The sequence below is a fragment of the Streptomyces sp. NPDC059080 genome (assembly GCF_042739975.1).
Lineage (GTDB): Bacteria > Actinomycetota > Actinomycetes > Streptomycetales > Streptomycetaceae > Streptomyces > Streptomyces benahoarensis.
This window is the reverse complement of record NZ_JBHYGX010000006.1, coordinates 41,618-67,183: the sequence shown is the minus strand read 5'-3', so window position 1 is coordinate 67,183 and position 25,566 is coordinate 41,618. Positions and strand designations below refer to the sequence as shown.

Annotated in this window: 23 protein-coding genes; 16 read left to right on the top strand and 7 right to left on the bottom strand. The window is 73.8% G+C overall.

Going from position 1 to position 25,566, the window contains the following annotated elements; translation table 11 throughout:
- Positions 1-93 precede the first annotated feature (93 nt).
- Both mmpB and ACFWWQ_RS06610 read left to right on the top strand, forming a co-directional pair.
- Positions 94-222 carry a morphogenic membrane protein MmpB gene (mmpB, locus tag ACFWWQ_RS06615; protein ID WP_384591157.1) on the top strand — a complete coding sequence of 43 codons (129 nt, stop codon included), beginning with the start codon at positions 94-96 and terminating at the stop codon, positions 220-222.
- 142 nt (positions 223-364) lie between these two features.
- On the top strand, positions 365-976 hold the full coding sequence (locus ACFWWQ_RS06610; protein ID WP_384591154.1) for a Maf family protein: 612 nt from the start codon (positions 365-367) through the stop codon (positions 974-976).
- A 10-nt stretch (positions 977-986) separates the two neighbouring features.
- Here ACFWWQ_RS06610 and ACFWWQ_RS06605 read toward each other — a convergent pair whose 3' ends face one another.
- Positions 987-1,433: a hypothetical protein gene (locus ACFWWQ_RS06605; RefSeq protein WP_384591151.1), complete on the bottom strand. Its 447-nt coding sequence runs from the start codon at positions 1,431-1,433 to the stop codon at positions 987-989.
- Positions 1,434-1,951: 518 nt separating this feature from the next.
- On the opposite strand from ACFWWQ_RS06605, the gene ACFWWQ_RS06600 reads away from it, so the two are divergent.
- Positions 1,952-3,721 carry an acetyl/propionyl/methylcrotonyl-CoA carboxylase subunit alpha gene (locus ACFWWQ_RS06600; protein ID WP_384591148.1) on the top strand — a complete coding sequence of 590 codons (1,770 nt, stop codon included), beginning with the start codon at positions 1,952-1,954 and terminating at the stop codon, positions 3,719-3,721.
- Positions 3,722-3,852: 131 nt separating this feature from the next.
- Here the strand turns inward: ACFWWQ_RS06600 and ACFWWQ_RS06595 are convergent, their stop codons facing one another.
- Positions 3,853-5,037: an alpha/beta hydrolase gene (locus tag ACFWWQ_RS06595; RefSeq protein ID WP_384591145.1), complete on the bottom strand. Its 1,185-nt coding sequence runs from the start codon at positions 5,035-5,037 to the stop codon at positions 3,853-3,855.
- Positions 5,038-5,467: 430 nt separating this feature from the next.
- Here ACFWWQ_RS06595 and ACFWWQ_RS06590 point away from each other — a divergent pair, with 430 nt between their 5' ends.
- On the top strand, positions 5,468-6,031 hold the full coding sequence (locus ACFWWQ_RS06590) for a TetR/AcrR family transcriptional regulator (protein ID WP_384591636.1): 564 nt from the start codon (positions 5,468-5,470) through the stop codon (positions 6,029-6,031).
- Positions 6,032-6,466: 435 nt separating this feature from the next.
- Positions 6,467-8,638, top strand: coding sequence for an RNA polymerase recycling motor ATPase HelR (gene helR / locus ACFWWQ_RS06585; RefSeq protein WP_384591142.1), 2,172 nt, complete (start codon positions 6,467-6,469; stop codon positions 8,636-8,638).
- Positions 8,639-8,742: 104 nt separating this feature from the next.
- Here the strand turns inward: helR and ACFWWQ_RS06580 are convergent, their stop codons facing one another.
- Both ACFWWQ_RS06580 and ACFWWQ_RS06575 read right to left on the bottom strand, forming a co-directional pair.
- Positions 8,743-9,702 (bottom strand): DeoR/GlpR family DNA-binding transcription regulator, encoded by a 960-nt coding sequence (locus ACFWWQ_RS06580; RefSeq protein WP_384591139.1) that lies wholly within the window; start codon positions 9,700-9,702, stop codon positions 8,743-8,745.
- A 235-nt stretch (positions 9,703-9,937) separates the two neighbouring features.
- The gene (locus tag ACFWWQ_RS06575) at positions 9,938-11,383 is read right to left on the bottom strand and encodes an NAD(P)H-quinone dehydrogenase (protein WP_384591136.1); all 1,446 of its coding nucleotides are present in this window, start codon (positions 11,381-11,383) and stop codon (positions 9,938-9,940) included.
- Between the two features lie 114 nt (positions 11,384-11,497).
- Here ACFWWQ_RS06575 and ACFWWQ_RS06570 point away from each other — a divergent pair, with 114 nt between their 5' ends.
- The 3 genes from ACFWWQ_RS06570 (at position 11,498) to ACFWWQ_RS06560 (ending at position 14,947) form a co-directional block, all read left to right on the top strand.
- Positions 11,498-11,935 (top strand): gamma-glutamylcyclotransferase, encoded by a 438-nt coding sequence (locus ACFWWQ_RS06570; RefSeq protein ID WP_384591133.1) that lies wholly within the window; start codon positions 11,498-11,500, stop codon positions 11,933-11,935.
- Positions 11,936-12,215: 280 nt separating this feature from the next.
- Entirely contained in the window at positions 12,216-13,037 is an 822-nt protein-coding gene (locus ACFWWQ_RS06565) for a purine-nucleoside phosphorylase (RefSeq protein ID WP_384591130.1), read from the top strand.
- A 221-nt stretch (positions 13,038-13,258) separates the two neighbouring features.
- A complete protein-coding gene (locus ACFWWQ_RS06560; RefSeq protein WP_384591127.1) occupies positions 13,259-14,947 on the top strand; it encodes a phospho-sugar mutase in 1,689 nt (562 codons plus the stop codon).
- 97 nt (positions 14,948-15,044) lie between these two features.
- On the opposite strand, the gene ACFWWQ_RS06555 is transcribed toward ACFWWQ_RS06560, so the two are convergent.
- On the bottom strand, positions 15,045-15,668 hold the full coding sequence (locus ACFWWQ_RS06555) for a PH domain-containing protein (protein WP_384591124.1): 624 nt from the start codon (positions 15,666-15,668) through the stop codon (positions 15,045-15,047).
- Positions 15,669-15,887: 219 nt separating this feature from the next.
- Here ACFWWQ_RS06555 and deoC point away from each other — a divergent pair, with 219 nt between their 5' ends.
- Genes deoC through ACFWWQ_RS06540 form a run of 3 tightly spaced genes read left to right on the top strand, consistent with a single transcriptional unit; the run spans position 15,888 to position 19,219 of the window.
- On the top strand, positions 15,888-16,883 hold the full coding sequence (gene deoC, locus ACFWWQ_RS06550) for a deoxyribose-phosphate aldolase (protein WP_384591633.1): 996 nt from the start codon (positions 15,888-15,890) through the stop codon (positions 16,881-16,883).
- Between the two features lie 7 nt (positions 16,884-16,890).
- Positions 16,891-18,366 (top strand): aldehyde dehydrogenase family protein, encoded by a 1,476-nt coding sequence (locus tag ACFWWQ_RS06545; protein ID WP_384591121.1) that lies wholly within the window; start codon positions 16,891-16,893, stop codon positions 18,364-18,366.
- Positions 18,359-19,219: an aldehyde dehydrogenase family protein gene (locus tag ACFWWQ_RS06540; RefSeq protein ID WP_384591118.1), complete on the top strand. Its 861-nt coding sequence runs from the start codon at positions 18,359-18,361 to the stop codon at positions 19,217-19,219. Before ACFWWQ_RS06545 ends, ACFWWQ_RS06540 begins: the two co-directional genes overlap by 8 nt.
- 68 nt (positions 19,220-19,287) lie before the next feature.
- On the opposite strand, the gene ACFWWQ_RS06535 is transcribed toward ACFWWQ_RS06540, so the two are convergent.
- Positions 19,288-19,674, bottom strand: coding sequence for a hypothetical protein (locus ACFWWQ_RS06535; protein WP_384591116.1), 387 nt, complete (start codon positions 19,672-19,674; stop codon positions 19,288-19,290).
- A 176-nt stretch (positions 19,675-19,850) separates the two neighbouring features.
- On the opposite strand from ACFWWQ_RS06535, the gene ACFWWQ_RS06530 reads away from it, so the two are divergent.
- Both ACFWWQ_RS06530 and ACFWWQ_RS06525 read left to right on the top strand, forming a co-directional pair.
- Positions 19,851-20,540, top strand: coding sequence for an ATP-binding protein (locus tag ACFWWQ_RS06530; RefSeq protein ID WP_384591113.1), 690 nt, complete (start codon positions 19,851-19,853; stop codon positions 20,538-20,540).
- Positions 20,541-20,611: 71 nt separating this feature from the next.
- Positions 20,612-21,103, top strand: coding sequence for an OsmC family protein (locus tag ACFWWQ_RS06525; RefSeq protein WP_384591110.1), 492 nt, complete (start codon positions 20,612-20,614; stop codon positions 21,101-21,103).
- Between the two features lie 326 nt (positions 21,104-21,429).
- Here the strand turns inward: ACFWWQ_RS06525 and ACFWWQ_RS06520 are convergent, their stop codons facing one another.
- Complete coding sequence (locus tag ACFWWQ_RS06520) at positions 21,430-22,170, bottom strand: SigE family RNA polymerase sigma factor (protein WP_384591107.1); 741 nt, start codon at positions 22,168-22,170, stop codon at positions 21,430-21,432.
- A 289-nt stretch (positions 22,171-22,459) separates the two neighbouring features.
- On the opposite strand from ACFWWQ_RS06520, the gene afsQ1 reads away from it, so the two are divergent.
- The 3 genes from afsQ1 to ACFWWQ_RS06505 all read left to right on the top strand — a co-directional run bounded on the left by afsQ1 (position 22,460) and on the right by ACFWWQ_RS06505 (position 25,463).
- A complete protein-coding gene (gene afsQ1 / locus ACFWWQ_RS06515; RefSeq protein WP_384591104.1) occupies positions 22,460-23,137 on the top strand; it encodes a two-component system response regulator AfsQ1 in 678 nt (225 codons plus the stop codon).
- A gap of 92 nt (positions 23,138-23,229) precedes the next feature.
- Complete coding sequence (locus ACFWWQ_RS06510; protein ID WP_384591630.1) at positions 23,230-24,840, top strand: ATP-binding protein; 1,611 nt, start codon at positions 23,230-23,232, stop codon at positions 24,838-24,840.
- Complete coding sequence (locus tag ACFWWQ_RS06505; RefSeq protein WP_384591100.1) at positions 24,837-25,463, top strand: hypothetical protein; 627 nt, start codon at positions 24,837-24,839, stop codon at positions 25,461-25,463. The genes ACFWWQ_RS06510 and ACFWWQ_RS06505 overlap by 4 nt, the downstream gene beginning before the upstream one ends.
- The last annotated feature ends 103 nt before the right edge of the window (positions 25,464-25,566 follow it).

The window sequence follows — 25,566 nt, the reverse complement described above, 5'->3', positions numbered from 1 at the left end:
CGCGACCCCCGCGAGCGCGCCTTCCCGTGGCCTCGGCAGCGTGAGACCAGACTCCGCGCCCCCCCGCGGCGTGACGGGCGCAGGATCGGAACCATGCTGTGGTCCGATCCGCCCGACGAGCCTCCCGAGGAGCTGCGGCATGCGCAGAAGCGGCTCCGCCGGATGGGTGTCGTGATGGCGGTGGCCTCGATGCTCACCATGGTGTTGCTGGCCGGGCGTTGACGTGTCATCGTTCCCGCCGCCCGGCTCGGGACTGCTCCACCACCGAGGACGCGCACCGGACCGCGGCTGGTTCCACCTCCCGGTCCGGGCGGTTGTCCACAGGTCCCGCCGCGCCGCTCCGGCGCTCCGTACGATGGCGGGCATGACCGAAGAGCCCCGCCCCCGCCGTCTCGTCCTCGCCTCCCAGTCGCCCGCGCGCCTGGGCCTGCTCCGGCAGGCCGGGCTGGCCCCCGAGGTGATCGTCAGCGGGGTCGACGAGGACGCACTCACCGCGCCCACCCCCGGCGAGCTGGCCCGCGTCCTGGCCGAGGCCAAGGCCACCACGGTCGCCGCCCGCCCGGAGGCCGCCGGGGCGCTGGTCATAGGTTGCGACTCGGTCCTGGAGCTGGACGGCCGGGCACTGGGCAAGCCCGCCGACGCCGAGGACGCCACCGCCCGCTGGAAGGCGATGCGCGGCCGCTCCGGCGTGCTGCGCACCGGCCACTGCGTCATCGACACCGCCCACGGCCGCCGCACCTCCGCCACCGCCTCGACCACGGTCCGCTTCGGCGAGCCGGACGACGCCGAGATCGCCGCCTACGTCGCCAGCGGCGAACCGCTCCACGTCGCCGGTGCCTTCACCCTCGACGGCCGCTCGGCACCGTTCATCGACGGCATCGACGGCGACCCGGGCAACGTCATCGGCCTCTCCCTCCCCCTGCTCCGCCGCCTCCTGGCCGAGCTGAACATCCGCCTCACGGATTTGTGGGCGTAAGCCACCGGGCTCACGCCGAGGTGGGTGCAGCCGGGGCCGGGCCGTCCGGCTCCGCGCCGGCCCCGGCGTCCGGGACGGCGGGCCGTTCGCCGTACGCCACCAGCGTCAGCACCAGCAGGGCGAGGACGGCCATCAGCGCAGCGAAGGCGAGCCAGCCGACCATGCCGACGGCGAAGGCGCCGAGCACCGCGTGCACCACGGCGCAGCAGATCAGCGCGGCCCGGGCGAGGGTGCCGGGCGGACGGTCGCGGAGCGCGGTGCGCAGCAGCAGGGCGGCGCAGCCGAGGAGGTAGAGCGCGGCGACCGCACCGGCGGCCAGCGCGCCCGTGGTCATCGCGCCGGGCCGCAGCCCCGCCAGGGACATCTGCTGCCGGTCGACGACGATGCTCAGGATCCAGTTCAGCAGGACGACGCCGCCCGCCTCCAGGATCAGCACCACGGCCCCCACAACCGCCACCGGTCTCCGCGTTGCCACCGCCCCCACCTGCTTCCGTCCGTACCGATCCGCCCTTACCGGCGGGCCGTACGCCCCGCCGCCGTGCGCCCGCGTGGAGCGGGCCGTGCCGTGTTACCGCGAGTACAGAAGACAGCGCGCACGCTACTAACGGGTAACGGCCGGGGCAAGAGTTCTGCACGCTCCGGATCACGGCACCCGGCGCGCCCCCCGAGGGGTCCCGGGCGCCGCGCCGGGCGCAAACTTTCCTTCGCCCATTCGTAGGGACTCCACAAAGAATTGACGGTCCGCCGCCCGCGCGCGGGCAGAGACCTAGACCACATCAAGCCGCCCGTCCGCCGCCGCGGAACCGGGCCTACCCTGGGCTGTCAGGGGGCTTCGCACCCCTCACTGGCGCACGTGCCACGCTCCGTGTGGGCAAGGTCACCCCGGGGAACGGGTCGGCACACGGTGTCGCCAGTCCCTAAACTCGCTGCGTTCAGTGTGTTGTGTTGCGGCGTAGCGCCAAGGAAGGACCCATCGTGCGCAAGGTGCTCATCGCCAACCGTGGCGAAATCGCTGTCCGCGTAGCCCGTGCATGCCGGGACGCCGGAATCGGGAGTGTGGCGGTCTACGCCGACCCCGACCGGGACGCCCTGCACGTCCGCGCGGCCGACGAGGCATACGCCCTGGGCGGTGACACCCCGGCCACCAGCTACCTCGACATCGCCAAGGTCCTCCAGGCTGCCAAGGACTCCGGCGCGGACGCCATCCACCCCGGCTACGGCTTCCTCTCCGAAAACGCCGAGTTCGCCCAAGCCGTCCTCGACGCCGGCCTGACCTGGATCGGCCCGCCCCCGCACGCCATCCGCGACCTCGGCGACAAGGTCGCCGCCCGCCACATCGCCCAGCGCGCCGGCGCCCCCCTGGTCGCCGGCACCCCCGACCCCGTCTCCGGCGCGGACGAGGTCGTCGCCTTCGCCAAGGAAAACGGCCTGCCGATCGCCATCAAGGCAGCCTTCGGCGGCGGCGGCCGCGGCCTCAAGGTCGCCCGCACCCTCGAAGAAGTCCCGGAACTGTACGACTCCGCGGTCCGCGAAGCCGTCGCCGCCTTCGGCCGCGGCGAATGCTTCGTCGAGCGCTACCTCGACCGCCCCCGCCACGTCGAAACCCAGTGCCTGGCCGACAAGCACGGCAACGTCGTCGTCGTCTCCACCCGCGACTGCTCCCTCCAGCGCCGCCACCAAAAACTCGTCGAAGAAGCTCCGGCACCGTTCCTGAGCGACGAGCAGAACACCGAGCTCTACCGCGCCTCCAAAGCCATCCTCAAGGAAGCCGGCTACGAAGGCGCCGGCACCTGCGAATTCCTCGTCGGCCAGGACGGCACCATCTCCTTCCTGGAGGTCAACACCCGCCTCCAGGTCGAACACCCGGTCACCGAAGAAGTCAGCGGCCTCGACCTGGTCCGCGAGATGTTCCGCATCGCCGACGGCGAAGCACTCGGCTACGACGACCCGCCGCTGCGCGGCCACTCCTTCGAATTCCGCATCAACGGCGAAGACCCCGGCCGCGGCTTCCTCCCCGCCCCCGGCACCGTCACCACCTTCGACGCACCCACCGGCCCGGGCGTCCGCCTGGACGCAGGCGTCGAATCCGGCAGCGTCATCGGCCCGGCCTGGGACTCCCTGCTCGCCAAACTCATCGTCACCGGCGCCACCCGCCACCAGGCCCTCCAACGCGCCGCCCGCGCCCTCAACGAATTCACCGTGGAGGGTATGGCCACCGCCATTCCCTTCCACCGCACGGTCGTGACGGACCCGGCGTTCGCGCCCGAACTGACCGGCTCGACCGGTCCGTTCACGGTCCACACGCGGTGGATCGAGACGGAGTTCGTCAACACCATCCCGCCGTTTGCCGCCACCGGCAGCGACGAGGCGGAAGCCGACGCCCGCGAGACGGTCGTGGTGGAGGTCGGCGGCAAGCGCCTGGAGGTGTCCCTGCCCTCGTCGCTGGGGATGCCGCTGGCCCGTGCCGCCGTCGCCGGGGGTGCCAAGCCCAAGCGCAAGGCAGCCAAGAAGTCCGGCTCCGCCGCCTCCGGCGACACCCTCGCCTCCCCCATGCAAGGCACCATCGTCAAGGTCGCCGTCGAAGAAGGCCAGACCGTCGCCGAAGGCGAACTCGTCGTCGTCCTCGAAGCGATGAAGATGGAACAGCCCATCAACGCCCACCGCGCCGGCACCGTCAAGGGCCTCACCGCCGAAGTCGGCGCCGCCCTCACCTCCGGCGCCCTCATCTGCGAAATCAAGGACTGACGTCCGGACATACGCAACGGAAGCCCCGGCACGCCTGTGCCGGGGCTTCCGCGTGCCCGGGGCCGCCCGGGGCGCGGGCCCGGCCGACGGGGCGCGCACGTGAGGTCCGCGCGCCCCGGGCGGTCCGCCCGTCACGACGCACCCACCACGTCCTCCGGGAAGGTCAGCTCCTTGCTCATCCACCGCAGCGCGGCAGGCAGTTCGCGGCGCCAGGTGGCGAAGTTGTGGCTGCCCTGGTCGAGGAGGACGGTGTCCGCCCGCATCGGCGGCCGGACGGCGGCCAGGAACTCCCGGGCCGCCGGGTAGTTCTTCTCGCCGTGGCGGCTGGTCCCGATCAGCACCGACACCCGCGGCGGCGGCAGATGGCGCAGCCGCCACATCAGATCGTGCTCCTCACGGCGGCGCACCCGGTCGCGGCCGCCACCGAAGAGATCGCCGGTGGTCGGGTCGGGGGTGACCTTGTAGTCCGGGGAGAGCGCCGCCGCCGCGGTGTACGTCTCGGGGTGGCGCATGGCGAGCTGGAGCGCGCAGCTGCCGCCGGAGGAGTAGCCGAGGACGCCCCAGCCGCCGGGGTCGTGGCCGACCCGGTAGTGGGACCGCAGGGCGTCCGGCACGTCCCGCGCGAAGAACGTCTCGGCCTGCGGGCCCCCGGGCACGTCGACGCACTGGGTGTCCCGGGGCGGGGCGACGGTGGGCCGCAGCATCACGATGACGGTGGGCTGCACGGCGCCGGTGCGCTGGAGCGCCGCCGCGGTCTGCGGCAGCCTCAGATGCTGTCCCAGCAGGTAGATGCCGCCCGGGTAGCCGCTGAGCGCCACGACGACGGGGAATCTCTGGCGGGCGTAGGCGTCCTGGAAGTACTGCGGCGGCAGATAGACGTACGCCGGGTCCACCAGCCGGGTCCGCCTGCCGACGATCCGTACGGTCTCCACCTTCCCGGCCGTCGCGGGCGGCCCCTTGGGCAGGCCGTGCACCTTGTCGAGCCCTTCCGGGCCGGACGGCTGGACGAGTCCCTGCGCCGGGTCCCCGGCGGGGCCGACGCCCGTGGCCCCGCCCCATTTGGCGACCGCGCCGGGGGCGTCGTCGTAGAGGCCGAGGAGTTCGTGCCAGGAGCCGTAGAACTGGAAGTTGACGTTGACGGCGAGGGCGAGCGCCGCGACGAGGGCGAGCTGGGTGGCGAGGAGGGAGCCGAGACGGCCGAGCAGGGCCCGCGGGCCGCGCCCGGCGAAGCGCGGCCACAGGCGGCAGGTCAGCGCGACCGCGGCCAGGACGGCCAGGACGGCGGCGTACAACAGTGGGCGGCTGGTCAGCCCCATGGCGTCTTCCCCAGGTCTTGGGAGGCCCGCGGGGCGCACGCCCGCGCCGACCCCTCGGTGTACCGGCGGCCCGGGGCACGCACCGGCCCGGAACACCTTGTTGCGCCAGGTTTGATGGTGTTCGGGGGCGCGGCGTTGCGGCCCGCCACGGTGTTCGGCGAGGTGTCGCCGGACGGCCACCGGGCATTGGGACGCGGGCCCCTGCCCGTCCACCGTCCGGGACCGGGGGCGCCCGTCAGGGGCGCGCGCGGCGGCCCCGTGCGCCCCCGGCGGGCGGCCCGCCGCGGCCCCGGTCAGTGGCATCCTGGAGCCACCGGGCCGGGACCGGCCGGGGTGAGGAAGGACGGCGATGGCGACCGAGACGGCAGGGCGGCGGCCGGCCGCGCAGCGGAGCGAGGCGGCGGGCGGCGCGGCGGACGGCCCGCGCCCGATGCGGGCCGATGCCCGGCGCAACTACGAACGGCTGCTGACCGCGGCCCGTATCGCCTTCACCGAGCACGGCACGGACACCTCGCTGGAGGAGATCGCGCGCCGCGCCGGGGTCGGCATCGGCACCCTCTACCGGCACTTCCCGCACCGTACGTCGCTGATGGGCGCGGTCTTCCAGAGCGAGGTGGACACGCTGCTGGCGCAGGCGCGGGAGCTGGCGGACGCGCCGCAGCCGTGCCGGGCGCTGGTCGAGTGGCTGCGCGCGATCATCACCCACGCCGGCACGTACCGTGGCCTGTCGCGGGCGCTGATGACGGCGACGGCCGACGAGAGCTCGGGGATGGCCCGGTGCAGCGTGCCGATGCGGGAGGCGGGCGGGACCCTGCTGGCCCGCGCGCAGCGCGCCGGTGCGGTACGCCCCGACGTCACCATCGGGGACCTGATGCAGCTGACGAACGGCATCGCCCTGGCCGCCGAGGAGTCACCGGACGACCCGCTCCTCGCCGACCGTCTGCTGACCCTCACCCTGACCGGGCTGAAGGCGGACCACCCCACGGCGGACTAGAACGCCCGCGGCCGACGCCCGCGGCCGACGCGCGAGACCGGCGGCGTGCCCGAAAGGGCTGTGCCGAAAGGGCTGTGCCGAAAGGGAGTTGAGGGGGGAGGCGGCGCTGCGGGCCTGTCCGTCCGGGCGGCTGACCGGTGAAGGTGATCAGGTGCGTGGGTCAGCGGGTCCGTCCCCGCCCCGCCATGGACAACGTACAGCGCACAGGGGGCCTTGCGGCAAGGCCCCCCTTGTGCCGCAGAATCTCAGGCTGATGCCGGATCCTGCGGAAATGGGAGATTCACGAAGTGCGTGTGTTGTTGTCGGTTCATGGGTCGTGCGGTGGCGTCACGCCGCTGAGGGGGCCCGGGCCGCGCCCGCAGGGGCCCGTGGCCGTACGGCGGGGGTGCGTGCCTGCGGCGCCGGCGTGCGCGGCCCCGGATCGGAGCTGCTGAGATGACCTCCCTGACCACCGGTGCGTTCGCGCTGCCCGAACGCCTCGCCGCCAAGGCCGACCCGGCGCTGATCGACGGCGACGAACGGCACTTCGCGGCCGTCGCCGCGACGCTGGAGGAGACGATCGCCGAACTCTCCGAGCGGCTCGACGCCGCACGGCGGGCCCCCGGCGGCCTCGGCCGGGAGGCGATGGACCGGGACACCGAGGTCCACCGGCTGGCCGGCCGCCTGCGCACCCTGCGCCGCTTCGGCCTGGATCTCTGCCTGGGCCACGTCGTGCACGCGGACGACCCCGAGCCCGTGTACATCGGCCGCCTCGGCCTCACCGACGGCACCGGCCGCCGGCTCCTGGTCGACTGGCGCTCCCCCGCCGCCGAACCCTTCTTCGCCGCGACCCACGCCGACCCGATGGGCCTGGCGCGCCGCCGCCGCTACCGCTGGGCCCGCGGCCGGATCGGCGACTACTGGGACGAGGTGTTCACCGCGGACGGCCGCGAGGGGCACGCCGCGCTCGACGACCAGTCCGCCTTCATCGCGAGCCTGGGTGCCAACCGCTCGGACCGGATGCGCGATGTCCTGACCACCCTCCAGGCCGACCAGGACGCCGTCATCCGGGCCGGTTCGCGCGGCGCCCTCGTCGTCGACGGTGGCCCCGGCACGGGCAAGACCGTCGTGGCCCTGCACCGTGCCGCCCACCTCCTCTACTCCGACCCCCGCCTGGGCCACCGCCGCGGCGGCGTGCTCTTCGTCGGCCCGAGCCGGCCCTACCTCGCGTACGTCGCCGACGTCCTGCCCAGCCTCGGCGAGGAGGGCGTACAGACCTGCACCGTGCGCGACCTCGTCGCCGAGGGGGCGGGGGCGGCGGCCGAGGCCGACCCGGAGGTGGCCCGGCTGAAGGCGTCCGCGGACATGGTGAAGGCCGTCGAACCGGCCGTCGCCCTCTACGAGGAGCCGCCCACCGAGGGGATGACGGTCACGACCCACTGGTCCGACGTGTGGCTGAGCCCCACCGACTGGGCCGTCGCGTTCGCGGCCGTCGAACCGGGCACGCCGCACAACGAGGCGCGCGACCAGATCCAGGAGGAGCTGATCACGCTGCTGATGGACAAGCACGGCACGGACGGCGACGAGATCTCCCCCGCACTGCTGCGCAGATCGCTGCTGCGGAACCGGGAGCTGATCACCGCCCTCCACCGCGCCTGGCCGACGCTGGAGCCGACCGACCTCATCGGGGACCTCTGGTCGGTCCCCGCCTATCTGCGCAGATGCGCCCCCTGGCTCGACCGCGACGAGGTGCGCCGCCTCCAGCGCGCGGACGCCCACGCCTGGACGGTGTCCGACCTGCCGCTCCTCGACGCGGCGCGGCAGCGGCTCGGCGACCCGGAGGCGTCCCGACGCAAACGCCGCCACACGGCCGCCGTCGCCGCCGAACGCGCCCGCCGGGCCCACGTCATCGAAGGCATCCTCCGGGCCGACGACGACGGCGAGGGCGCCGTGACGATGCTGCACGGACAGGACCTCCAGGACACCCTGATCGACGGGGACGGGCTGCCGGCCGCCGAACCGGACCTGCTCGCCGGCCCGTTCGCCCACGTCATCGTGGACGAGGCGCAGGAACTGACGGACGCCGAGTGGCAGATGCTGATCCAGCGCTGCCCGTCCCGCAGCTTCACCGTCGTCGGCGACCGCGCCCAGGCCCGGCACGGGTTCACCGAACCGTGGCAGGAGCGGCTGGCGCGGGTCGGGCTCGACCGGGTCACGGTGGCGTCCCTGAGCATCAACTACCGCACGCCGGAGGAGGTCATGGACGAGGCGGAGCCGGCCATCCGGGCGGCGCTGCCGGACGCGAACGTGCCGACGTCCATCCGCCGCAGCGGCATCCCCGTCACCCACGGGTCCGTCGCGGAACGGGAGGCGGTCCTCGACGCCTGGCTCGCCGCGCACGACGGCGGGACGGCCTGTGTCATCGGGGTCGGGGACGCCGGGGCGGAGGCGGTCCGGGCGAGGCCCCGCGTCCGGTCGCTGACGCCGGAGCTGTCGAAGGGGCTCGAATTCGACCTGGTCGTACTCGTCGAACCGGAGTCGTTCGGTACGGGCATCGCGGGCGCCGTCGACCGCTACGTCGCGATGACCCGGGCGACCCGGCAGCTGGTGATCCTCACGCGCCCCTGAAAACCGGCCGCCGCGGCGCCGGCCGGGCGCGCCTGCCGACCGCGCCGCGGGCGCCCGCCGGGGTCCTCGGGGACCCCGCGGGCGCTCCGTCGGGAAGACACCCCCTAGCGGCGCCGCGGCGCGAGATCGGCGACGCGGGGCGGGTCGCCCAGGGAGGCGGAGCGCAGGGACGAGGCCGCGCCCCCCGGCGGGTGGTTGCGGCGCTGGCCCGGCAGCGGCACCTCCCGGCGGGGGCCGCGCCGGTCGGCGGTGCCGTTTGCCGTGGCGGGGGCCGCGCCGTTGGCGGTGCCGGTGACGGCGATCTGCACGCCCTGGTCGGCGAGGGCCTGCAACTCCGTCGCGGCGCGGTCGTCGTGGGCCGGGGGCTCGTCGGTGACCAGGCGGGTGACGAGGTCCGTCGGCACGGTCTGAAACATCGTGTCGGCGCCGAGCTTGGTGTGGTCGGCGAGGACCACCACCTCGCCCGCGGCCTGCACGAGGGCCCGGTCGACGCTGGCGGAGAGCATGTTGGACGTGGACAGACCGCGCTCGGCGGTCAGCCCGCTGCCCGACAGGAAGGCGCGCGACACCCGGAGCCCCTGGAGCGACTGCTCGGCACCGCTGCCGACCAGCGCGTAGTTGGAGCCCCGTAGCGTCCCGCCGGTCATGACGACCTCGACGCGGTTGGCGTGGGCCAACGCCTGGGCGACCAGGAGGGAGTTGGTGACGACGGTCAGACCGGGCACCCGGGCGAGCCGGCGGGCCAGCTCCTGGGTGGTGGTTCCGGCTCCGACGACGATGGCCTCCCCCTCCTCCACGAAACCGGCGGCGAGGTCGGCGATGGCCGTCTTCTCCGCGGTCGAGAGGTGGGATTTCTGGGGCAGACCGGATTCCCGGGCGAGTCCGCCCGGGAGGACCGCTCCGCCGTGCCGGCGGTCGAGGAGCCCTTCCGCTTCCAGCGCGCGTACGTCCCGGCGTACGGTCACTTCGGAGGTCTGGACGACACGGGCGAGCTCCCGGAGCGACACCGCTCCGTTGGCCCGCACCATTTCAAGGATCAGTTGGCGACGTTCTGCAGCGAACACGAAACTGACAGTAACGCCAACGACCGTCTGTTTTCAGCAGGTTGCACCAATTAACAGAAATTGTTCACACCATGGGTGACCGAGTGGTATAGAGGGCTCCCACCCCGAACTCCCGCCCAGTAACGGCGACATGACCGCAGGTCAGCGCCGGACACCCGGGAACGGTACCCTGCGCCCCTCACCCGCCGTACGCACCCGGGGCACAAACGTGCCACCCGCCGCGCCCCACGGACGGTTACTCGTTCGCCGCCTTACGGGTGTGCAGCTGCCGGGCGACCTCGGCGAGCGAGCCGGACAGCGACGGGTAGACCGTGAAGGCGCTGGCGATCTGCTCGACGGTGAGGTTGTTGTCGACCGCGAGCGAGATCGGGTGGATCAGCTCGCTGGCGCGCGGCGAGACGACGACGCCGCCGACGACGATGCCGGTGCCCGGGCGGCAGAACAGCTTCACGAAGCCGTCGCGGATGCCCTGCATCTTGGCGCGCGGGTTGCGCAGCAGCGGGAGCTTGACGGCCCGGGCGTCGATCTTGCCCGCGTCGATGTCCGCCTGGGAGTAGCCGACGGTGGCGATCTCCGGGTCGGTGAAGACGTTCGCGGAGACCGTACGGAGGTTCAGCGGCGTGACCGCGTCGCCGAGGAAGTGGTACATCGCGATCCGGCCCTGCATCGCGGCGACCGACGCCAGCGCGAAGACGCCGGAGCAGTCACCCGCCGCGTAGACGCCGGGCGCGGAGGTGCGCGAGACCCGGTCGGTGCGGATGTGCCCGGAGTCCTTCAGCTGGACCCCGGCCTCCTCCAGGCCGATCCCGGCGGTGTTCGGGATGGAGCCGACCGCGACCAGGCAGTGGCTGCCGGAGATCGTCCGGCCGTCGGCGAGCGTCACCTCGACGCAGTCACCGGCGCGCTTGACGGCGGCGGCGCGGGAGCGGGCCATGACGTTCATGCCGCGGCGCCGGAAGACGTCCTCCAGGACGGCGGCGGCGTCCGGGTCCTCGCCGGGGAGCACCCGGTCACGGGAGGAGACGAGCGTGACGCGGGAGCCGAGCGCCTGGTACGCACCGGCGAACTCGGCGCCGGTGACGCCGGAGCCGACCACGATCAGCTCCTCGGGCAGCTCGTCGAGGTCGTAGAGCTGCGTCCAGTTCAGGATGCGCTCGCCGTCGGGGAGCGCGTCGGGGATCTCTCGGGGGTGCGCGCCGGTGGCGATCAGCACCGCGTCGGCGACGAGGGTCTGTTCGGTGCCGTCGGCGGCGGTGACCATGACCTTGCGGGAGCCGTCCGTGGCCTGCCCCGGCTCCAGCCGCCCGCGGCCGCGCAGCACGCGGGCCCCGGCGCGGGTCACGGAGGCGGTGATGTCGTGCGACTGCGCCAGCGCGAGGCGCTTGACGCGGCGGTTGACCTTGCCGAGGTCGACGCCGACGACGCGGGCGGGCCGCTCCGGGTCGGGCGTGCCGTCCTCGACGATGATGCCCAGCTCCTGGTACGAGGAGTCGAAGGTCGTCATCACCTCGGCCGTCGCGATGAGAGTCTTCGACGGGACGCAGTCGGTCAGCACCGACGCCCCGCCCAGACCGTCGCAGTCGACGACGGTCACCTCCGCGCCGAGCGAGGCGCCCACCAGGGCCGCTTCGTATCCGCCGGGTCCGCCACCGATGATCACGATCCGAGTCACGTCCTCCATTGTCCCGCACGCCGCGCGGTGCTTCCCGGCGGGGTGCGGCGGGCGGCGGATTTCCCGGCTCCGGATCCTCCGTTCCCCAGGAGCGCGCGGGCCCGCCTCCCGTACCCTCGAACCATGTCGCTCTACGCCGCGTACGCCGGCAACCTCGACGCGCGGCTGATGTCCCGCCGCGCACCGCACTCCCCGCTGCGCGGCACCGGCTGGCTCAACGGCTGGCGGCTCACCTTCGGCGGCGAGCAGCTGGGCTGGGAGGGTGCCCTCGCCACGATCGTGGAGGCGCCGCGCTCGCAGGTCTTCGTCGCGCTCTACGACATCGCGCCCATGGACGAGGACTCCATGGACCGCTGGGAGGGCGTCGGCCTCGACATCTACCGCCGGATGCGGGTGCGGGTGCACACCCTCGAAGGCGAGGAGCCCGCCTGGATCTACGTCCTCAACGGCTACGAGGGCGGTCTGCCCTCCGCCCGCTACCTCGGCGAGATCGCCGACGCCGCCGAATCGGCGGGCGCCCCGCACGACTACGTCATGGAGCTGCGCAAGCGGCCCTGCTGAGGGACGGCCGGGCGGCGCGTCCGGCCCGCCCTTCGGGGGCGCTCCCGGGAGGGGCGTCCCCGGCCAGCCGTTCCGGGCCCCTTCGGCGCCGCCCGCCCGGCCCCTTGGCTTCCGCCCGTCCGGCGCCTCAGCTTCCGCCCACCCGGCGCCTCAGCTCCCGTCCACCCAGCTCCTCAGCTCCCGTCCACCCGGGCCCTGCATCTCCCCTTACCCCTCGCCTTCCGGTCCTGTACGCAGCAGCATCTACGCGCGTAGGAGATTTCCCGCTACCCTCGTCCGCGTGAACGCATCTGTTACCACGGACCCCGCCCGCGCCCCGCAGGCCGCCGCCGGGGACGCCGCCGCCCGCCTGCGCGAACTCACCGGCGCCGAAAGCCATGACGTCGCCCTGGTCATGGGCTCCGGCTGGGCCCCGGCCGCGGAGGCGCTGGGCGCGCCCGAGCACGAGTTCCCCGTCACCGAGCTGCCCGGTTTCCCGCCGCCCGCCGTCGAGGGCCACGGCGGCACGATCCGCTCGTACCACATCGGTGACAAGCGCGCGCTCGTCTTCCTCGGCCGGACGCACTACTACGAGGGCCGCGGCGTGGCCGCCGTCGCACACGGCGTGCGGACCGCCGTCGCCGCCGGGTGCAGGACGATCGTGCTCACCAACGGGTGCGGCGGCCTGCGCGACGGGATGCGTCCGGGGCAGCCGGTGCTCATCAGCGACCACCTGAACCTCACCGCCACCTCCCCGATCGCCGGCGCGCACTTCGTCGACCTGACGGACCTGTACTCGCCGCGGCTGCGTGCGCTGTGCAAGGAGGTCGACCCGACCCTGGAGGAGGGCGTCTACGCGCAGTTCCCCGGGCCGCACTACGAGACGCCCGCCGAGATCCGGATGATCCGTACGCTCGGCGCCGACCTGGTCGGCATGTCGACGGTGCTGGAGGCCATCGCCGCCCGTGAGGCGGGCGCCGAGGTACTGGGCCTGTCCCTGGTGACCAACCTCGCCGCGGGCATGACCGGCGAGCCGCTCAACCACGAAGAGGTCCTCCAGGCCGGCCGCGACTCCGCGACGCGGATGGGCAGCCTGCTGGCGCAGGTGCTCGGCAAGCTCTGAGCCCGGCGGCCGGGGCGGGCGGGGCGCCGTACCCGGCCCGTACGCCCCGGCCCCGTACGCCGTCCGGTCGGCCCGGCCCCGCACGCCGTCCGGTCGGCCCGGCCCCGTACGCCGCCGGGCGCCCAGCTGTCCGGCAGCCGCCCGGCGCCCGGCCGTCCGGACGACGTCCCGGTCCCGCCTCGCCCATCCCCCGCCCCACCCACCATCGTCAGGAGCATCACGTGGCCACCGACCCCGCGGAGCTGATCCGTCTCGCCCAGACCTGGCTGGCCGAGGACCCCGACCCGCAGACCCGCGACGAGCTGTCCCGGCTGATCGACGCCGGGAGCCTGGGAGACACGGCCGAGCTGGCCGACCGGTTCGCCGGGACCCTCCAGTTCGGCACCGCGGGGCTGCGCGGGGAGCTGGGCGCGGGCCCGATGCGGATGAACCGCGCGGTGGTCATCCGTGCGGCCGCCGGGCTCGCCGCGTACCTGAAGGGCCGCGGCGACGGCGACGGCCTCGTCGTCATCGGCTATGACGCCCGCCACAAGAGCGCCGACTTCGCGCGCGACACGGCGGCCGTGATGGTGGGCGCGGGCCTGCGCGCCGCGGTGCTGCCGCGCCCGCTGCCCACACCGGTCCTGGCGTTCGCCATCCGGCATCTGGGCGCGGTCGCGGGCGTCGAGGTCACCGCCAGCCACAACCCGCCGCGCGACAACGGCTACAAGGTCTACCTCGGCGACGGCTCCCAGATCGTGCCGCCCGCCGACGGCGAGATCGCCGCGGAGATCGCCGCGGTCGGCTCGCTGCACGACGTGGCGCGCCCGGAGTCGGGCTGGCAGACCCTCGGTGACGACGTCCTCGCCGCCTACCTGGAGCGCACCGACGCGGTCCTCACCCCGGGCTCGCCGCGCGACGCCCGCGTGGTCTACACCCCGATGCACGGCGTCGGCCGGGACACGCTGCTCGCCGCGTTCGCCCGCGCCGGATTCCCGGCGCCGCTGGTCGTCGCGGAACAGGCCGAGCCGGACCCGGACTTCCCGACCGTGGCGTTCCCCAACCCGGAGGAACCCGGCGCGATGGACCTGGCGTTCGCCACCGCCCGCGCCGCGGGCCCCGGCGTCGGCCTCGTCATCGCCAACGACCCGGACGCGGACCGCTGCGCGGTGGCCGTGCCCGCGCCCGGCACCGACGCGGGCTGGCGGATGCTGCGCGGCGACGAGGTCGGCGCGCTGCTCGCCGCGCACCTGGTCAGCAAGCAGGCATCCGGCACGTTCGCCACCACCATCGTCTCGTCGTCCCTGCTCTCCCGGATCGCGGCCGCCTCCGCGCTGCCGTACGAGGAGACCCTGACCGGCTTCAAGTGGCTGGCCCGGGTGGACGGCCTGCGGTACGCGTTCGAGGAGGCGCTGGGCTACTGCGTCGACCCCGAGGGCGTACGCGACAAGGACGGCATCACCGCCGCTCTGCTGATCACCGAGCTGGCCGCGGAGCTGAAGCAGTCCGGGCGGACGCTCGCCGATCTGCTGGACGACCTCGCCGTCGAGTACGGGCTGCACGCCACCGACCAGCTGTCGGTCCGGGTCGAGGACCTGTCACTGATCACCGACGCCATGCGCCGACTGCGCGAGGCGCCCCCGGCCACGCTCGCCGGGCTCCCGGTGTCCGCGGCCGAGGACCTGGCCCGCGGCACCGCGTCCCTCCCGCCGACGGACGGCCTGCGCTACACCCTCTCCGGCGCCCCCGGGCACGGCGTGACGGCCGGCCGCGTCGTGGTCCGCCCGAGCGGCACCGAACCGAAGATCAAGTGCTACCTGGAAGTCGTCCTGCCGGTCGCGTCGGCCGAGGGCCTGCCGGAGGCTCGCGAGCGGGCGGCGGTCGTTCTTGCGGCGTTGAAGGGGGATCTGGCGGGGGCTGCGGGGATCTGAGGGGGCGGGGGTGGTCCGGGACGGCACCTTCGGGCGGGCGCGCGTCTCGGCGTGGGCCCGCCCGAAGGCCCGGGGAACGAAGCGCGCCCCAGGCCCCCTACACCGCCAACAGCACCAGCAACCCCACGGCCCCCACCACGCACGGGGCAATGACCCCGTACGCCCAGCGCACCACCGGCTCGCCGATCGCGCCTTCCCGGTGGGCGGCCTGCGCCTTCATCTCGCGCAGTTCGTCCACGGTCTGGTCGGCCATGGCGCGCGGTGCCGGGCCGGTGTCGCCGCCGAGGCCGAAGCGGCGGGGGGCCGGGCCGCGGGCGGCCTGGCGGCCGGCCTTCTTGCGTTGGCGGAGTGAGACGGGGACCGCCCACAGCTGGTACTTGCGGCCCCCGGTGGTGAACACCTCGCAGGAGAAGGACGCCCGCAGGTCCTCCACCGCGCCCCAGGGGAGCGTCAGGGTCCGGAACGGGTTGTGCACCAGCAGCCGGTCCTCGCCCGCCTTCACCACCGGGCGCAGCGTGAAAGCGGCCACCAGCGGCACGCCGAGCAGCAGCGCGAAGAGCGCCGTCAGCTTGGTCTCCCCGGTGCCGCGCAGCACCGCGTCGCCGCCGAGCCAGAGGCCGAGCGCGATCAGCAGCACGCCGCCGACCAGGCCCATGGGCGAGCGGTAGCTGCGCTCGGCGTACTTCTGCGGGGCCGTGCTGGCGGATTCCTGGCGCGTCATGCTGCCGATTCTGCCTGACCGTCCGGATGTCGGACATTGCGTTACGGCATCAGTCGGGCGGAATGCCGTACCCGGTCCGGCCGGGTGTGCGCGTCCGGCCCGTACGCCCGGACCGCCCGCCCCCGGCGCGCGCCCCGCCCCCGCACTCCCTCACCCACGCCAACCCCTCCCCAGGGGATGACAGGCCGCTACGCGCGTAGATATGCTCCCCTCGTGACCATGCCCACCACAGTTCCCGCATACGGCAAGGAAGCCGCGGGGCGGCTGGCGTCGATGGCGGACGTGACCGCCGACGACGGCGCGCTGCGCCGCTTCCTGCACGGCCTCCCCGGCGTCGACAAGGTCGGCCTCGAAGCCCGTGCCGCCACCCTCGGTACCCGTTCGGTCAAGACGACGGCGAAGGCGTACGCCATCGACCTCGCCGTCTCGATGATCGACCTGACGACGCTCGAAGGAGCCGACACCCCCGGCAAGGTGCGGGCGCTGTGCGCCAAGGGCATCCACCCGGACCCCACCGACCGCACCGCCCCCAAGGTCGCCGCGATCTGCGTCTACCCGGACATGGTCGCCACCGCCAAGGAGGCGCTGACCGGCTCCGGCATCCATGTCGCGTCCGTCGCGACCGCCTTCCCGGCGGGCCGCGCCGCGCTGCCGGTCAAGCTCGCCGACGTCCGGGACGCGGTCGCCGCTGGTGCCGACGAGATCGACATGGTCATCGACCGGGGTGCGTTCCTCGCCGGCCGGTACCGTTCGGTCTTCGAGGAGATCAAGGCCGTCAAGGAGGCGTGCGCCCGGCCCGACGGGGACGCCGCCCACCTCAAGGTGATCTTCGAGACCGGTGAGCTCCAGACGTACGACAACGTCCGCCGGGTCTCCTGGCTCGCGATGCTCGCGGGCGCCGACTTCATCAAGACGTCAACCGGCAAGGTCGCCGTCAACGCTACGCCGCCGGTCACCCTCCTGATGCTGGAGGCGGTCCGCGACTTCCACGCGGCCACCGGCGTCCAGGTCGGCGTGAAGCCGGCCGGTGGCATCCGGACGACCAAGGACGCGCTGAAGTACCTCGTCATGGTCAACGAAACGCTGGGCGGCCCCTGGCTGACCCCCGACTGGTTCCGGTTCGGCGCCTCCAGCCTGCTCAACGACCTGCTGATGCAGCGCCAGAAGCTCAGCACCGGCCGCTACTCCGGCCCCGACTACGTCACGGTGGACTGAGGCACCCATGACTTTCGACGCATCCACGCCCTTCACCTACGCCCCGGCGCCCGAGTCCCGTTCGGTGGTCGACATCGCGCCGTCGTACGGACTCTTCATCGACGGCGAGTTCGCCCCGGCGGCGGGCGGCAAGGTCTTCAAGACCGTCTCCCCCGCGACCGAGGAGGTGCTCTCCGAGGTCGCCCAGGCCGAGGCCGCCGACGTCGACCGCGCCGTCGCCGCCGCCGGTATGGCGTTCGTGACGTGGTCCGCGCTGCCCGGCGCCGAGCGGGCCAAGTACCTCTTCCGGATCGCCCGGATCATCCAGGAGCGCTCGCGGGAGCTGGCCGTCCTGGAGACGCTGGACAACGGCAAGCCGATCCGCGAGTCCCGCGACGCGGACCTGCCGCAGGTCGCCGCCCATTTCTTCTACTACGCCGGATGGGCCGACAAGCTGGAGCACGCGGGCTACGGCCCGGACCCGCGCCCGCTGGGCGTCGCCGGTCAGGTCATCCCCTGGAACTTCCCGCTGCTGATGCTGGCGTGGAAGGTCGCCCCGGCGCTGGCCACCGGCAACACCGTCGTGCTGAAGCCCGCCGAGACGACGCCGCTGTCGGCGCTGTTCTTCGCGGACATCTGCCGTCAGGCGGGGTTGCCGAAGGGCGTCGTCAACATCCTGACGGGCGACGGCTCCACGGGCGCCGCGCTGGTCGCGCACCCGGACGTGAACAAGGTCGCCTTCACCGGCTCCACCGAGGTCGGCAAGGCCATCGCGCGGACGGTCGCCGGGACCGACAAGAAGGTGACGCTGGAGCTGGGCGGCAAGGCGGCGAACATCGTCTTCGACGACGCCCCGCTCGACCAGGCCGTCGAGGGCGTCGTCAACGGCATCTTCTTCAACCAGGGCCATGTCTGCTGCGCCGGTTCGCGGCTGCTGGTCCAGGAGTCCGTCGCGGACGAGCTGCTGGCCGCGCTCAAGCGCCGGATGCGGACGCTGCGCGTGGGCGACCCGCTCGACAAGAACACCGACGTCGGCGCGATCAACTCCGCCGAGCAGCTGGCCCGGATCACCGCGCTCGCCGACGCGGGCGAGGCCGAGGGCGCCGAGCGCTGGTCCCCGGAGTGCGCGCTCCCCACGTCCGGCTACTGGTTCGCGCCGACGCTCTTCACCGGCGTCACCCAGGCGCACCGCATCGCCCGCGAGGAGATCTTCGGCCCGGTCCTGTCGGTACTGACGTTCCGTACGCCGGAGGAGGCCGTCGCCAAGGCCAACAACACGCCCTACGGACTCTCCGCCGGGATCTGGACGGAGAAGGGTTCGCGGATGTTGTGGATGGCGAACAAGCTGCGCGCCGGGGTCGTCTGGTCCAACACCTTCAACAAGTTCGACCCGACGTCGCCGTTCGGCGGCTACAAGGAGTCGGGCCACGGCCGCGAGGGCGGCCGCCATGGTCTGGCGGCGTACCTGACCCCGTCGACCCCGAAGGGCGAGCACCATGGCTGACCGACTCTCCGTCTTCAAGACCTACAAGCTGTACGTCGGGGGGAAGTTCCCCCGTTCCGAGAGCGGGCGGGTGTACGAGGTGGCCGACTCCGAGGGCAACTGGCTGGCGAACGCGCCGCTGGCATCCCGCAAGGACGCGCGGGACGCGGTCGTCGCGGCCCGCAAGGCGTTCGGCGGCTGGTCGGGCGCGACCGCGTACAACCGCGGGCAGATCCTCTACCGCGTCGCGGAGATGCTGGAGGGCCGCCGGGAGCAGTTCACGGCGGAGGTCGCGGCGGCCGAGGGGCTGCCGGAGGCGCAGGCCGCCGCGCAGGTGGACGCGGCCGTGGACCGGTGGGTCTGGTACGCGGGCTGGTCCGACAAGGTCGCCCAGATCGCCGGTTCCGCGAACCCGGTCGCGGGCCCGTACTTCAACCTTTCGTCGCCCGAGCCGACCGGCGTGGTCGCGGTGCTGGCGCCGCAGGAGTCGTCGTTCCTGGGGCTGGTGTCGGTGCTGGCGCCCGCGATCGTCACCGGCAACACCGTGGTCGCGGTGGCGTCGGAGCGCGCCCCGCTGCCCGCGCTGTCGCTGGCCGAGGTGCTGGCCACGTCCGACCTGCCGGGCGGTGTGGTCAACCTGCTCTCCGGCCGTACGGCGGAGCTGGGCGCGCCGCTCGCCGCCCATCAGGACGTGAACGCCCTCGACCTGGCGGGCGCGGACGCGGAGCTGGCGGCGCAGCTGGAGGCCGCTGCGGCGGACAACCTCAAGCGGGTGCGCCGCCCGGCCCCGGTGGACTGGTCCGCCGATCCCGGCACCGGCCGTCTCCTCTCCTTCCTGGAGACGAAGACGGTGTGGCACCCGATGGGCGTCTGACACCCCGGCGCGGCGATACGGGCCCCGACCCTCCATGGGTCGGGGCCCGTTCCGCTGTCCGGGCCGGGCTACGGCAGGAGGCGGGTGACCGCGCCGATCAGCGGCAGGTCCTTGAGCGCGCCCCCCTTGGTGACCGGGTCGGTCGCCAGTTGGGTGCCGACGGGCTTGAAGTCGGCGATCTGGGTGCCGACGGCGTTGGCGAGCGGGTCGACGGAGGTGTTGGCCAGCGGGTCGAGCTGGAGGTTCTTGACCGGGCCGGTGGCCCCGGCCACGGAGTTGAGCAGCGCGCCGGAGAGCGCGGACGCGGTGGCGCCGGTGTCGGTGGATTTCACCGGTGCCGCGCTCGCCGCGCCGCCGCCCGCCACGAGCGCGGCTCCGGCCGCGGAGACCGCGAGCGAGGCCCGCAGGAGCGTACGGGGGAGCCGGTTGGGCTTGGGACGTGCGTGTGAGGCCATGCGCTGCCACCTGCCTGTGGGGCGGAAGGGGCCCGGTGGGGAACCTTCCACGAGAGAGGGAACGTAGGGAACGTTGGGTAATCGCGTGACCGCACAGCGTAGTTGATGGGGTACCGGTCGATCCACTCCGCGACGGGGGGTGGCCCGGCGGGCCTCATGCCGGACAATGGGGTCCCGTGAGCTTTCCGTCCGCCGCCCGGCGCCCCGCCCGCGTTCTGCTGCTGACCGGTCCCTCCGGATCGGGCAAGTCCTCCCTCGCCGCCCGTACGGGCCTGCCGGTGCTCCGGCTCGACGACTTCTACAAGGAGGGCACCGACCCGACGCTGCCGCAGTTGCCCGACGGCGGCGGCGCGGACTGGGATTCGCCGCTGTCCTGGGACGCGGACGCCGCGCTCGCCGCCGTCACCGCGCTCTGCCACGAGGGCCGCGCGGCGGTCCCGGTGTACGACATCGGGGCGAGCGCCCGCACCGGCGTCGCGGACGTCACGCTGGACGGCGCCGCGCTCTTCGTCGCGGAGGGCATCTTCGCCGCCGAGGTGATCGACCGCTGCCGGGCCGCCGGGCTGCTCGCCGACGCGCTCTGCCTGCGCGGACGGCCCACCACGACGTTCCGCCGACGGCTGCTGCGGGACGTCCGCGAGAGCCGTAAGCCGGTGCCGTACCTGATACGCCGCGGGCTGCGGCTGCTGCGGACCGAACGCTCCGTGGTGGCGCGGCAGTCGGCGCTCGGCGCCCATCCGTGCGCCCGGCCCGAGGCGCTGGCCCGGATAGCGGCGGCGCAGGCGGCGGGCCCGGACGGGCGCCCCGGGGAGACGGAACCCCCCGAAGGGGCGGGGATCTCCCGTACGTCGGCGGGCCGGAAGTGACACACGTAGGCTCCTGAGCCCGGCGGCCGGATCCGGTGCCGCAACGCGAACGGCGTCTCAGGAGGACGTTCATGCCGAAGGCCAGGGAACACACCTACCGCACCCGCGTCGTCTGGACCGGCGACCAGGGCACGGGCACCAGCGGCTACCGCGACTACGACCGCGGGCACGAGGTGAGTTCCGTGGGCCCGCCGCCACTCTTCGGCACCGCCGACCCGGCGTTCCTGGGCTCCACCAACGCCTGGAACCCGGAACAGCTGCTGCTCGCCTCGCTGTCCCAGTGCCACATGCTGACCTACCTCGCGCTGTGCTCCGTGAACGGCGTGACGGTCAACGGCTACGAGGACATCTCCGGGGCCACGATGGCGGAGGACGGCTCCGGGGGCGGCGCGTTCACGGAAGCGGTACTGCACCCGAGGGTGCGGGTGGTGTCGGAGACCATGCGCGAGCGGGCGCTCGCACTCCACGACGAGGCGCACCGCACGTGCTTCATCGCCAACTCCGTGGCGTTCCCGGTCCGGTTCGAGCCGACGGTCGAGGTGCAGGAAGAGGCCCTGCGGTAGGAGGTCTTGCGGTAGGAGGCCCTGTGACAGGGGACTTCGCCCAGGGGGCGTCGCTGCGGAGCGGCCCGGCCCCTCGGTGGGCCCCTCGGTCGGCCGCCCCCTCCGTACACACGACGAAGCGGGTTCGGACAGCCCCCCCGGCAGTCCGAACCCGCTTCGTCTTCCCCCGTGCTCCCCCTTGTGCTCCCCCGTTTTCCCCTTGTTCGCGGACGCGTCCCGGGTACGTCCGGCCGTCGCGGAGTGCTCCGCTCGGGCCGGTTCCCCCGTATCCCCCGTGTCCGGGACGTGTCCGCAGCCCTTCAACCCCTCGGGCTTCTCCCCATCCTTCAGGCCACCAGCTCGCCGAAGGACTCCTCCTCGTCACGGCCGAAGCTGAGGACCTCGTCCTCGCGCAGCCGGCGCAGCGAGCGCCAGATGCTGGACTTGACCGTGCCGACACTGATGTTGAGGATGTCCGCGATCTCCGGATCGGTGCGGCCCTCGTAGTAGCGCAGGACCAGCATCGTGCGCTGCGGCTCGGGAAGGCGGGCCAGCGCCTGCCAGAGCACCGCGCGCAGTTCGGTGCCGCGCATCGCGTCCGCGTCGCCTGCCGTCTCCGGCAGTTCCTCGGTGGGGTATTCGTTCAGCTTGCGGCGGCGCCACGCGCTGATGTGCAGGTTCGTCATGGTGCGCCGCAGGTAGCCGCCGAGCGCCGCCTTGTCGCTGATCCGGTCCCAGGCCCGGTAGGTCGAGAACAGCGCGCTCTGCAGCAGGTCCTCGGCCTCGTAGCGGTCGCCGGTCAGGTGGTAGGCGGTGGCGTAGAGCGCGGCGCGGCGCTCCTGTACGTACGCGGTGAAGGCGGCGTCGGACGCGGCGGCGGACGCGGTGGGCGCCGGGGCCTCCGGCGGTCCGGCGGGCGCCGGGCCGTTCACCGTGGCGTCGACGGCGATCCGGTACGGCTGCCGCTGACGTCCGGTGCCGCGGAAGCACCCCCGCCCTCCCGCAGCACCGGACTTCTCGGCGGCCCGTGCAACGTCGTGGAGACGCGTGACCACCGCGCCGGTGCTCGTGGCGTGCTTGGTGTTCATCTCGCGCCCCCCGTCGGTAGAGCCTGGTTCGTCTGTCTGTTCCGGTCGGTGTCCCTCCCGGTGCCAAGAACCCTGCCAAGGCAGTTTCATCGCGGTGTCCGTCGACTGTCACAGCCGTGTCACAGGGGGCCGCGACATGCTCGATGTGCACGTCACAGCGGTGGGAGATGTGCCTCGGGGGGTCTTTTGCGCTCTTCGTGGAGCGGCCGGCGGCGTCCGGGAGACAGGTCGGCGTTCCGCGGCACCGGCCGGTCGATGCGGCGGGGGGCCATGGGCCAGAATGGCGGACGTGCCTTTCCTGTTGCTGATCGAGGACGACGACGCCATCCGCACGGCTCTCGAACTCTCGCTGTCGCGCCAAGGTCACCATGTGGTGACCGCGGCGTCGGGCGAGGACGGCCTCCAGCTGCTGCGTGAGCAGCGGCCGGATCTGATCGTGCTGGATGTGATGCTGCCGGGCATCGACGGTTTCGAGGTGTGCCGGCGGATCAGGCGTACGGACCAACTGCCCATCATTCTCCTGACCGCGCGCAACGACGACATCGACGTCGTGGTGGGCCTGGAGTCCGGAGCGGACGACTATGTGGTCAAGCCCGTCCAGGGCCGGGTGCTGGACGCCCGGATCCGGGCCGTGCTGCGCCGCGGGGAGCGGGAGTCCAGCGATTCGGCGACGTTCGGTTCGCTGATGATCGACCGCTCGGCGATGACGGTCACCAAGAACGGCGAGGACCTCCAGCTGACCCCGACGGAGCTGCGGCTGCTGCTGGAGCTGAGCCGCCGCCCCGGTCAGGCGCTCTCCCGCCAGCAGCTGCTGCGGCTGGTGTGGGAACACGACTACCTGGGCGATTCGCGGCTGGTGGACGCCTGTGTGCAGCGGCTGCGGGCCAAGGTCGAGGACGTCCCGTCGTCGCCGACGCTGATCCGTACGGTCCGCGGGGTCGGCTACCGGCTGGACACCCCGCAGTGACGGACGGCTCCCCCGGGGCGGCGGACCGCGCCCGGCGGCTGCCGCGGTTCCGGCGCCGGGCGGCGGGGCTGCTGCGCTGGACGAGCCTGCGGATGCGGCTGGTGTTCGTCTTCGCGCTGGTCGCGCTGACGGCGGCGGTCTCCGCGTCCGGGATCGCGTACTGGCTCAACCGCAACACCGTGCTCGACCGTACCCAGAACGCGGTGCTCAAGGACTTCCGCACGGCGCTGGGCGAGCGGGCCGGTGCGCTGCCGGTGCAGCCGCGGTGCGGGGAGCTCCAGGACGCGGCGCGGCAGATGGCAGCCGGGCCGCAGAACTACGCGGTGCTGCTGACCGGTACGGACTCCGAGGGCAAGGAGTGCGTGGCCGCGACGGACCGGAAGCTGCTGACGCCGGGGAGCGTCCCGGAGTCGCTGCGCACGGCGGTCGGCACCGCGCGTCCGGTGGACGACGCCAACCGCTTCTCGCACCACCTGTACTGGCAGCGCAAGGAAGTCGGGGGCGTGCCGTATCTGATCGCCGGGGCGAAGGTGACCGGCGGCGGGCCGACCGGTTATCTGATGAAGTCGCTGGCGACGGAGCGGCAGGACCTCAATTCACTGGCCTGGTCGCTGGGGATCGCGACGGCGCTGGCGCTGGTCGGCTCGGCGCTGCTGGCGCAGGCGGCCGCGACGATGGTGCTGCGCCCGGTGCAGCGGCTCGGGTACGCGGCGCGCCAGCTGGGCGAGGGGCGCCTGGAGACCCGGCTGCGGGTGACCGGCACCGATGAACTGGCCGATCTGTCGCGGACGTTCAACCGTACGGCGGAGCAGGTCGAGCAGCGGGTGGAGGAGCTGAGCGCGCGGGAGGCGGCGTCGCGGCGGTTCGTCGCGGACATGTCGCACGAGCTGCGGACGCCGCTGACGGCGATCACCGCGGTCTCGGAGGTCCTGGAGGAGGAGGCCGACTCCCTCGACCCGATGATCGAGCCCGCGGTGCGGCTGGTGGTGAGCGAGACCCGGCGGCTGAACGACCTGGTGGAGAACCTGATGGAGGTGACCCGCTTCGACGCGGGCACCGCCCGGCTGGTGCTGGACGACGTCGACGTCGCGGACCAGGTGACGGCGTGCATCGACGCGCGGGCGTGGCTGGACGCCGTCGAGCTGGACGCCGACCGCGGCATCGTCGCCCGCCTCGACCCGCGCCGCCTCGACGTGATCCTCGCCAACCTCATCGGCAACGCCCTCAAGCACGGCGGCTCGCCGGTGCGGGTGTCGGTCCGTACGGAGGACGCGGCGGGGGCGGAGCACCGGTGGGCGGTCGGCGCGGTCGGCGCGGACAGCGGCGCGGCGGCGTCCGGCGGGGAGCCGGACGACGGCCCGGCGCCCGGCGGCGTCCTGCTGATCCGGGTGCGCGACCACGGTCCGGGCATCCCCGAGGAGGTCCTGCCGCACGTCTTCGACCGCTTCTACAAGGCGAGCGCGTCCCGGCCCCGCTCCGACGGCAGCGGTCTGGGCCTGTCGATCGCCCTGGAGAACGCGCACATCCACGGCGGCGAGATCACCGCGGACAACCTTCCCGAGGGCGGCGCGGTCTTCACGCTGCGGCTGCCGATGGACGCCTCCCGGCTGGCCGGGGACGACCGTGCCGACGGCGGCGGTGCGCCCCGGGCACCGGGCGCCGACGGCGGCGGTGCCCGGTGCGGTACGGAGGACGGGCGGTGAGCCGGGACGGGCGGCTGCGGCGTCCGGCGGCCGGTGCGCTGACCGCTGTCGCGGCCCTGACGCTGGCCGGCTGCGGGGTGCGCGGCACGACCGTCCCGGTGGACGCCGGGGGCGCGCCGTCCCGGGTCAGCTGCGAGGTACGGGAGCGAGGCGCGGACGAGCAGGGTCCCGACCGGATACCGGCCAGGGTGTATCTGGTGTGCGGCGGGGCGCTGGTGCCCGTCGCCCGTACCGTGCCGCGCACCGCGGACCGGCCTGCGGACACCGTGCGGCTGCGGGCGGCCCGGGCCCTCCTCGACGAGCTGCGCCGTCCGCCGTCGCCGCGCGAGGAGGAGGCCGGTTTCGCGTCCGCGGTGCCGGAGGACCTGACGATCGCCGGGGCGCGGCCGGGCGATCCGTCGGGGACCCTGCGGCTGAGCGTCCCGCCGGACGCCCTGCCGTCCTTCGCGCTGGCCCAGCTCGCCTGCACCTTCGGCGACTCCGCGCCGCTCGGTCACCCCCGGCGGGCGATCCTCGGCGGCCCGGACGATGCGGAGCCGCACCGCTACGCCTGCACGGCCGACGTCCGCGCCCACCCGGACACGGGGCGGGACACGGTCGAGGAGACGCCGATCGTGCCGTAGGGGGCAGCCCCGGACCGGGGGCGGGATTCCACCCGCCTTGCCCGCACTCGGGTGGATGCGGGCGGAACCGCGGCCGCCGCTCCCGGCGTCCTGGGCTGTGTGC

Coding starts and splice junctions, on each gene's coding strand:
- ACFWWQ_RS06510 (WP_384591630.1), top strand. CDS start 23,230: ATGCGGCTGGTGTTCGTCTTCGCGCTGGTCGCGCTGACGGCGGCGGTC.
- ACFWWQ_RS06525 (WP_384591110.1), top strand. CDS start 20,612: ATGCCGAAGGCCAGGGAACACACCTACCGCACCCGCGTCGTCTGGACC.
- ACFWWQ_RS06535 (WP_384591116.1), bottom strand. CDS start 19,674: ATGGCCTCACACGCACGTCCCAAGCCCAACCGGCTCCCCCGTACGCTC.
- ACFWWQ_RS06545 (WP_384591121.1), top strand. CDS start 16,891: ATGACTTTCGACGCATCCACGCCCTTCACCTACGCCCCGGCGCCCGAG.
- ACFWWQ_RS06540 (WP_384591118.1), top strand. CDS start 18,359: ATGGCTGACCGACTCTCCGTCTTCAAGACCTACAAGCTGTACGTCGGG.
- ACFWWQ_RS06575 (WP_384591136.1), bottom strand. CDS start 11,383: ATGGAGGACGTGACTCGGATCGTGATCATCGGTGGCGGACCCGGCGGA.
- ACFWWQ_RS06610 (WP_384591154.1), top strand. CDS start 365: ATGACCGAAGAGCCCCGCCCCCGCCGTCTCGTCCTCGCCTCCCAGTCG.
- deoC (WP_384591633.1), top strand. CDS start 15,888: ATGCCCACCACAGTTCCCGCATACGGCAAGGAAGCCGCGGGGCGGCTG.
- ACFWWQ_RS06520 (WP_384591107.1), bottom strand. CDS start 22,170: ATGAACACCAAGCACGCCACGAGCACCGGCGCGGTGGTCACGCGTCTC.
- ACFWWQ_RS06595 (WP_384591145.1), bottom strand. CDS start 5,037: ATGGGGCTGACCAGCCGCCCACTGTTGTACGCCGCCGTCCTGGCCGTC.
- ACFWWQ_RS06555 (WP_384591124.1), bottom strand. CDS start 15,668: ATGACGCGCCAGGAATCCGCCAGCACGGCCCCGCAGAAGTACGCCGAG.
- ACFWWQ_RS06570 (WP_384591133.1), top strand. CDS start 11,498: ATGTCGCTCTACGCCGCGTACGCCGGCAACCTCGACGCGCGGCTGATG.
- ACFWWQ_RS06590 (WP_384591636.1), top strand. CDS start 5,468: ATGCGGGCCGATGCCCGGCGCAACTACGAACGGCTGCTGACCGCGGCC.
- helR (WP_384591142.1), top strand. CDS start 6,467: ATGACCTCCCTGACCACCGGTGCGTTCGCGCTGCCCGAACGCCTCGCC.
- mmpB (WP_384591157.1), top strand. CDS start 94: ATGCTGTGGTCCGATCCGCCCGACGAGCCTCCCGAGGAGCTGCGGCAT.